8 protein-coding genes are annotated in these 6,032 nt (G+C 44.8%); 7 read left to right on the top strand and 1 reads right to left on the bottom strand.

The genetic code is table 11. The annotated features are described in order from the left end of the window. The first annotated feature begins 92 nt into the window (after positions 1-92). From cobA to H6S82_RS14995, 7 genes are all read left to right on the top strand, one after another. A complete protein-coding gene (gene cobA, locus H6S82_RS14965) occupies positions 93-857 on the top strand; it encodes a uroporphyrinogen-III C-methyltransferase (RefSeq protein WP_191056367.1) in 765 nt (254 codons plus the stop codon). A gap of 13 nt (positions 858-870) precedes the next feature. Further along, on the top strand, positions 871-1,356 hold the full coding sequence (locus tag H6S82_RS14970) for a DUF2721 domain-containing protein (RefSeq protein ID WP_190474576.1): 486 nt from the start codon (positions 871-873) through the stop codon (positions 1,354-1,356). A gap of 163 nt (positions 1,357-1,519) precedes the next feature. After that, positions 1,520-1,882 (top strand): hypothetical protein, encoded by a 363-nt coding sequence (locus H6S82_RS14975; RefSeq protein WP_190474574.1) that lies wholly within the window; start codon positions 1,520-1,522, stop codon positions 1,880-1,882. Between the two features lie 228 nt (positions 1,883-2,110). Then, a complete protein-coding gene (locus tag H6S82_RS14980) occupies positions 2,111-2,521 on the top strand; it encodes a YtxH domain-containing protein (protein WP_190474572.1) in 411 nt (136 codons plus the stop codon). Between the two features lie 47 nt (positions 2,522-2,568). Further along, positions 2,569-3,138: a DUF948 domain-containing protein gene (locus H6S82_RS33570; protein ID WP_322112022.1), complete on the top strand. Its 570-nt coding sequence runs from the start codon at positions 2,569-2,571 to the stop codon at positions 3,136-3,138. Between the two features lie 244 nt (positions 3,139-3,382). After that, positions 3,383-4,192 (top strand): TPM domain-containing protein, encoded by an 810-nt coding sequence (locus H6S82_RS14990; RefSeq protein WP_190474570.1) that lies wholly within the window; start codon positions 3,383-3,385, stop codon positions 4,190-4,192. A 203-nt stretch (positions 4,193-4,395) separates the two neighbouring features. Beyond that, positions 4,396-5,025 (top strand): precorrin-8X methylmutase, encoded by a 630-nt coding sequence (locus H6S82_RS14995; protein WP_190474580.1) that lies wholly within the window; start codon positions 4,396-4,398, stop codon positions 5,023-5,025. 295 nt (positions 5,026-5,320) lie between these two features. On the opposite strand, the gene H6S82_RS15000 is transcribed toward H6S82_RS14995, so the two are convergent. Continuing rightward, positions 5,321-5,524, bottom strand: coding sequence for a hypothetical protein (locus tag H6S82_RS15000; RefSeq protein WP_190474568.1), 204 nt, complete (start codon positions 5,522-5,524; stop codon positions 5,321-5,323). Positions 5,525-6,032: the final 508 nt, after the last annotated feature.

Genomic DNA, 6,032 nt, shown 5'->3' on the forward strand with positions numbered 1-6,032 from the left:
TTAACGACTGTGGACAGTCAGCTGCCGACAGCCCTGGACGAAGCAGTAAGTAAACTTCAATTTCCGGTTAGATCCGGATTTGTATCAGTTTTATGGAGCAGAGGAAAAAGTATTTGGGTACGGTATATTTAGTAGGTGCGGGGCCGGGAGATCCGGGGCTAATGACTCTCAAGGGAAAAGCCTTGTTGGAATGTGCCGACGTGGTAATTTACGATGCCCTTGTCAGTCCCCAAATTTTAGCGATGATTAACCCGCAAGCTGAGAAAATTGATGCCGGTAAACGGATGGGGCGTCACTCCTTATTGCAAGAAGAAACTACTTACTTATTAATAGAGAAGGCGCAGACAGAAGCAATCGTTGTGCGTTTGAAAGGTGGCGATCCTTTTGTATTCGGTCGCGGCGGCGAAGAAATGGAAGACTTGGTAAAAGCGGGTGTGTCTGTGGAAGTGGTACCGGGTATAACGTCGGGAATTGCCGCACCTGCTTATGCGGGTATTCCTTTGACTCACCGTTCTTACAGTTCTTCAGTTACTTTTGTGACCGGACACGAAGCGGCTGGGAAGTATCGACCCGCTGTAAATTGGAGTGCGATCGCTCACGGTTCGGAAACAATTGTAATTTACATGGGCGTTCACAATCTACCTTATATTGCCGAACAATTGCAAATAGCTGGCTTAAGTGGCGAAACTCGTGTCGGTTTGGTGCGCTGGGGTACTCGTCCCGAACAGCAAGAACTCTACGGTACGCTGGGTACAATTGTCAAGTTAGTTGAAGAAAATCAATTTGGCGCACCTGCGATCGCCATTATTGGATCTGTAGTAAACTTACACAGTATTCTTTCCAGTTGTCGCCCGTAACACCTATGAATTTATGGATGGCAATGCCATAACTTCCACCCAAGCAATTCAAGCGATTTTGGCACCGGCGGTAATGATTTCCTCTAGTGCCTTATTTTTTTTGGGATTAAGTGCCAGGTATATAGCTCTTTTAACTCGCATCAGGTTATTGAATGATGAAAAGCGAAACCTGAATAAACTTATGACCAAACAAGGTCAAATTGATGAGTCTGACAATATTAGATTGTTGCACATCATCACACAAGTAAATATATTATTGCGAGCTGCATGGTTTGTTCGCAATGCAATTATGTGTCAGGTTTTAGCGGTAATTTGCTTCGTTTTAACTTCCTTATCCATCGGGATAAATTTCTTTTTTTATACTAATTTAATTCAGGGGTTGCCACTCTATTTATTTACAGGTGGTATGTTTCTCGTTCTAGGCGGCGTTACTTGTATGGTATTGGATATTTTTATTTCTTATCGAGTTATCATTATAGAAGTGAAAGATGAACCTTAACTCACATCTTGCACCAGGTTTAGAAACCGGGTTTCCTGCAAATAGTTAAATCTGAAAGCGTACATATTTCGTTAAGCAACCCGGTTTCTCAGGTATTGTTGAGAATGGTGCAAGATGTAAGTTCAGAACAAAATTAGATGAGTTTTTTGTCAGAAGCTAAAAAATGATCCCAGTCGTCGTAGCCATAAATACTCTCATTGCCCTAATCAATTTCTATATTGCTTGGCGAGTGTGGAAACTGCGGCAAATACTGGCACGCGCAGCAAATGCCATACTTACCGCAGAACGGGGCACTCATAACGTGCTGTACAACGCACCAAATGCAATTTCTAAAGGACAGAAGGGCGTATCGCTGCTGCGAGAGCGGTATCAGGTGCTGGAAATTCAGATCCAAAGGGTGCAACAAATTATAGGCTTACTAGCCCTATTAGGGAAAGTCTGGCAAAAGCCCCGAAGTCAGCTGGCAAAGCAGTCTAAATTTCTCAAAAAAGTAGCGAAATTGCCGATCGAGCGAGGACAAAGTTAAGCGAATTAACCGAGATTTGTTTCGCGCTGGCGACGGCAGACTGATTAATACGGACGTGAATAGTAGTGCTAGTATGATCGGGAAAGCATTTTCCATAGACGCGCAGCGCCTTACCGAAGAAAATACAGGATGTAGTAGTACGTCCGCTGAAATTAACCGCTGACAAAACGGTTGGAATGGACAAGTGTAATATTTGTCTATAAAACCTGTAACTATAGAGACCCGAAAATGTCTGATAAGCGTTCTGGAGCTTTTATTGGTGGTATGCTGCTCGGAGCAGCGATCGGCACCATTACTGGTTTGCTGATTGCACCGCGCACCGGTAGAGAAACGCGACATTTGCTCAAAAAATCTGCCGAAGCTTTACCCGACTTGGCAGAAGACCTCTCAACTACTGTACAGCTGCAAGCCGATCGGCTCTCCGAATCTGCACTGAAAAACTGGGATGACACCCTGACGCGACTTAAAGAAGCGATCTCTGCTGGAATAGAGGCTGGGGCTCAAGAAAGCAAAGCCTTTGAACGAACAGAAGCCGCAGCACCTTCGGAAAAAAACTCATCCCCCGACCCGGAGGAGCTATACTCGAATTCCTATGGTTCGGGGACTACAGTGGCTTCCCAAGACATCACACCCACATAAACTCTCAGGTAACTGCAAAAATAACCCTCGCTTTTGGCACAAATCCTGTGATTGACCCCCTATTTTGGTTAGGATTTTCCATACTGCTGGTTGCTGTCAGTCTTGCGGCTGTTTTGATGGCAGCTATACCCGCATTGCAGGAGATCGCCCGCGCTGCTCGCAGTGTGGAAAAATTAGCTGATACCCTATCTCGCGAATTGCCCCCTACTTTGGAAGCGATTCGCTTGACCGGTATGGAAATCAGCGATTTGACAGATGATGTCAGCGAGGGAGTTAAAAGCGCTGGTGTTGCGGCTAAACAAGTCGAACAAAGCGTTGTGTCCGCCAAGACGCAGGCAAAAAAAGTGCAAACTACTACTCGCAGTGTGTTTACTGGTGTTAAAGCCGCTTGGAAAACCTTTACTCGCAGCCAAACTAGCCCCTCCGCCTCTATAGGACGGCGGTCTGCCGCTACCCCTCTCCCGCCTTCTCAAGGAACTCCCTTGGATGTTCGCGATCGAGCGATCGCACCTTCTCATCGCGCTTCAGAGTCTCACCGAGAAATTGCTGAGCGCCGAAGCGCCGAGGCTTCTCACTCAGATTCGGAAGTATATTGGTCTGGTGATGAAGTTGAATAATTTCAAGTACTGCTACTGGTTTGTTGTAGTTGGTACGATTCCGAAAATTTTAGCCTTGATATTATAGCGCAAAAAAACTTTTTTTACGCAGATATCCTTGCAATTCATTGCTAACTGGTTGCGATCGCAATTTTTTAGAAAATTTTTTGTAAACAAGTGTAAAGAAATATAATTTTTCTATTATCCTTTGATTAAGAAAGCAATATTTTAGTGTCCGCGACTTGAGATTCTGGTAAAAAAGCCAATGCAGAAGCATAATTTTGTAAAACGACTTTTGGTATCCATAGCAGCCTTCTTCCTGGCCGCAAGTGTTTGGGCCCAAGCACCGGCAGCACAGGCATTCGACAATCCAGAGTTACTGCCCCAGATTCAAACGCCAATAATTGACTTAGCGAAGTCTCTTACCGACGTTCAGGAACAAGCTCTTGCACAAGATATACAGAGTTTCGAGGCAGAAACTGGCTGGAAGCTGCGAGTTTTGACCCAATATGACCAAACTCCCGGTCGTGCTGTCAAAAACTATTGGGGATTGGATGACAAAAGCGTCTTACTGGTTGCTGATTCGCGAGGCGGCAATATCCTAAACTTCAGCGTCGGCGATGACATTTACAAGCTTTTACCTCGTACTTTCTGGATTGAACTGCAAACTCGTTACGGCAACCTGTACTTTGTCCGCGAAGAAGGCGAAGACCAATCCATCATACAATCCCTTAACTCGATCAAAACCTGTTTGCTCAAGGGCGGCTGCAACGTAGTACCGGGACTGCCCCGCGAGCAGTGGATTCTTACCCTAGTTACCTCGATTGTTGGTGGTGTTGTGTTTGGATTCGCCGCCCAACCCCGCAAACCAGGACAAGCTATAGCTTGGCAATGGGCTTTAATTTTCTCGCCATTGTGGGGGATATTGTTTATTGCCTTCGGTATTGGCCCAGTCGTCACCCGTACTTCCGAGTGGTTGCCCTTGTTCCGAAATGTGGCAGGCTTCATGATTGGTGCTTTAGTCGCCTACCTATCGCCAATGCTAGCTTCCCCTTCTGAAAGTTCCAGCCGCTAAGGTTAAACAAACCCGGTTTTTCACCAAAACCGGGTTTCTGTCCCACTTCAACTAACCCGGTTTTTCGCCAAAACCGGGTGTCTGTCCCAAGACGATGAGTGCAACAATGCGGCGGAACTAGAAACAGATGCCATAAAAGCGCGGTAGAATATGAGCCAGACAGAGAAAATCAAGCATTGCTTCCGTTTTATGTAGCAGAAATCATGGAATGGCACCTTACAGATGCTCAGAGTCTGGCAATTATCGATCGCGAAATAGGGGATCATGTATTTTCCCCAGCAGAATACGAAATAGTACGTCGGGTGATTTATGCTACAGCAGACTTTGAATACAAATCTTTAATTCGTTTTTCGGAAAGAGCATTACAGGCCGGAGCCGCCGCTTTAGCCGCTCGCACTACCATAGTCGTAGATGTGCCAATGGTACAAGTGGGAATTACACCAAGTATTCAAAGTACTTTTGCTAACCCGGTGTATTGCAGTATGGACGCCCTGACGCGACCCCAAAGAGAAAAAACCCGCGTTGCTTGGGGAATTGAAACTTTAGCCAGACGTTATCCAGAAGGCATCTTTGTGGTGGGTTACGCGCAAACGGCTTTAACTTCTCTCGTAGAATTAATTGAAGCAGAAGAAATTCGTCCCGCTTTAGTAATCGGAACCCCTGCTGGTTTTGTCGATGTGGACGTTGCGAAAGAAAGATTGCAAGATTCCTTAATTCCCCACATCCGCACGGAAGGACGCAAGGGCAGTGCGGTGGTAGCGTCGGCGATTGTAAATGGATTGGTGGATTTGGCTTGGCAAGCTTACGGACAAGAAGGAGCTGTGGGAGTTTAGAAACAGGAGTTAGGGGGTAGGCGAAGAATCCGAAAATTGAATAACCTGCGATCGCGATCGGACAGTTGGTGAATTTGCGTAGTATTTTAGTGGCAAGAGAATATAACTTTCAGAGTTTTACAGGCAAACAGAGGATTGAGTCGCGGTTTTTCCCAGATTTAGAGTTACAGTTGAGGAGATTGTTGGTTTTGGGAAGCGGATTTGATATTGTTTTGTATGGGTAGCGATCGTACTCAAGGAAAGTAGCGGTAAAATTCCTTTCGATGTAGAACCCTGTAATATGGATAGTATGTATTCACTGTTTTTCAAGTTCTGCTAGCGCTTCATCTAAATTAAGAGGGGTTTCATCTTTTACTTCCCTCATCGCAAGTACGAGTCCTTCATCCTCCATCGCTTCTAGGAGGCGCTGATAATCGCTAAAATTGATAACGACTTTTTGGATATTACCCTGAATGTCAATTATCAGTTCTTTAACAAATGGATAATCTTCAGCTTTCATTTAAATTTTGGGCGTGATAATCATTATTATAAATGTAGCGCGGCTATTTTTGGCCAGGACTTAACGAAAATTGAAGAACCTGCGATCGAGATCGGACAGTTAGTGAATTCGCGTAGGATTTTAGTGGAAAGAGAATATGAATTTCAGAGTTTTACGGGAAAACAGAGGATTGAGTCGCTGTTTTTCCCTGCGTTAGAGATTACTGTTGAGGAGATTATTGGTTTTGGTCAGGGGATTTGATATGGTTTTGGATGGGTAGCGATCGCACTTGGTTTTGGAAAGTGCGATCGCTTACCATCTAAATTTTAAGAATTGCGTAGTTTAAATAAAACTCGTAAATAACTGTTGCTTATTGCTTCGGTCTTGAGCAGACTACCTTAAATTTTGGTACTGTCTAAAATATTATCGGTGTTTATATAGCAGGTTTCAGTTGTATGAAGTATACTTCAGAAACCCGGTTTCTTGAAGAAACCGGGTTTCTCTGTACCTCAATCACCTGAGAAAAGCT

Origin of the sequence: Planktothrix sp. FACHB-1355 (assembly GCF_014748295.1) — a bacterium.
Classification (GTDB): domain Bacteria; phylum Cyanobacteriota; class Cyanobacteriia; order Cyanobacteriales; family Aerosakkonemataceae; genus Aerosakkonema; species Aerosakkonema funiforme_A.

What these genes read in the sequence shown, in the direction of transcription:
- cobA (WP_191056367.1), top strand. Translation starts at nt 93, where the DNA reads ATGGAGCAGAGGAAAAAGTATTTGGGTACGGTATATTTAGTAGGTGCG.
- H6S82_RS14970 (WP_190474576.1), top strand. Translation starts at nt 871, where the DNA reads ATGGATGGCAATGCCATAACTTCCACCCAAGCAATTCAAGCGATTTTG.
- H6S82_RS14975 (WP_190474574.1), top strand. Translation starts at nt 1,520, where the DNA reads ATGATCCCAGTCGTCGTAGCCATAAATACTCTCATTGCCCTAATCAAT.
- H6S82_RS14980 (WP_190474572.1), top strand. Translation starts at nt 2,111, where the DNA reads ATGTCTGATAAGCGTTCTGGAGCTTTTATTGGTGGTATGCTGCTCGGA.
- H6S82_RS14990 (WP_190474570.1), top strand. Translation starts at nt 3,383, where the DNA reads ATGCAGAAGCATAATTTTGTAAAACGACTTTTGGTATCCATAGCAGCC.
- H6S82_RS14995 (WP_190474580.1), top strand. Translation starts at nt 4,396, where the DNA reads ATGGAATGGCACCTTACAGATGCTCAGAGTCTGGCAATTATCGATCGC.
- H6S82_RS15000 (WP_190474568.1), bottom strand. Translation starts at nt 5,524, where the DNA reads ATGAAAGCTGAAGATTATCCATTTGTTAAAGAACTGATAATTGACATT.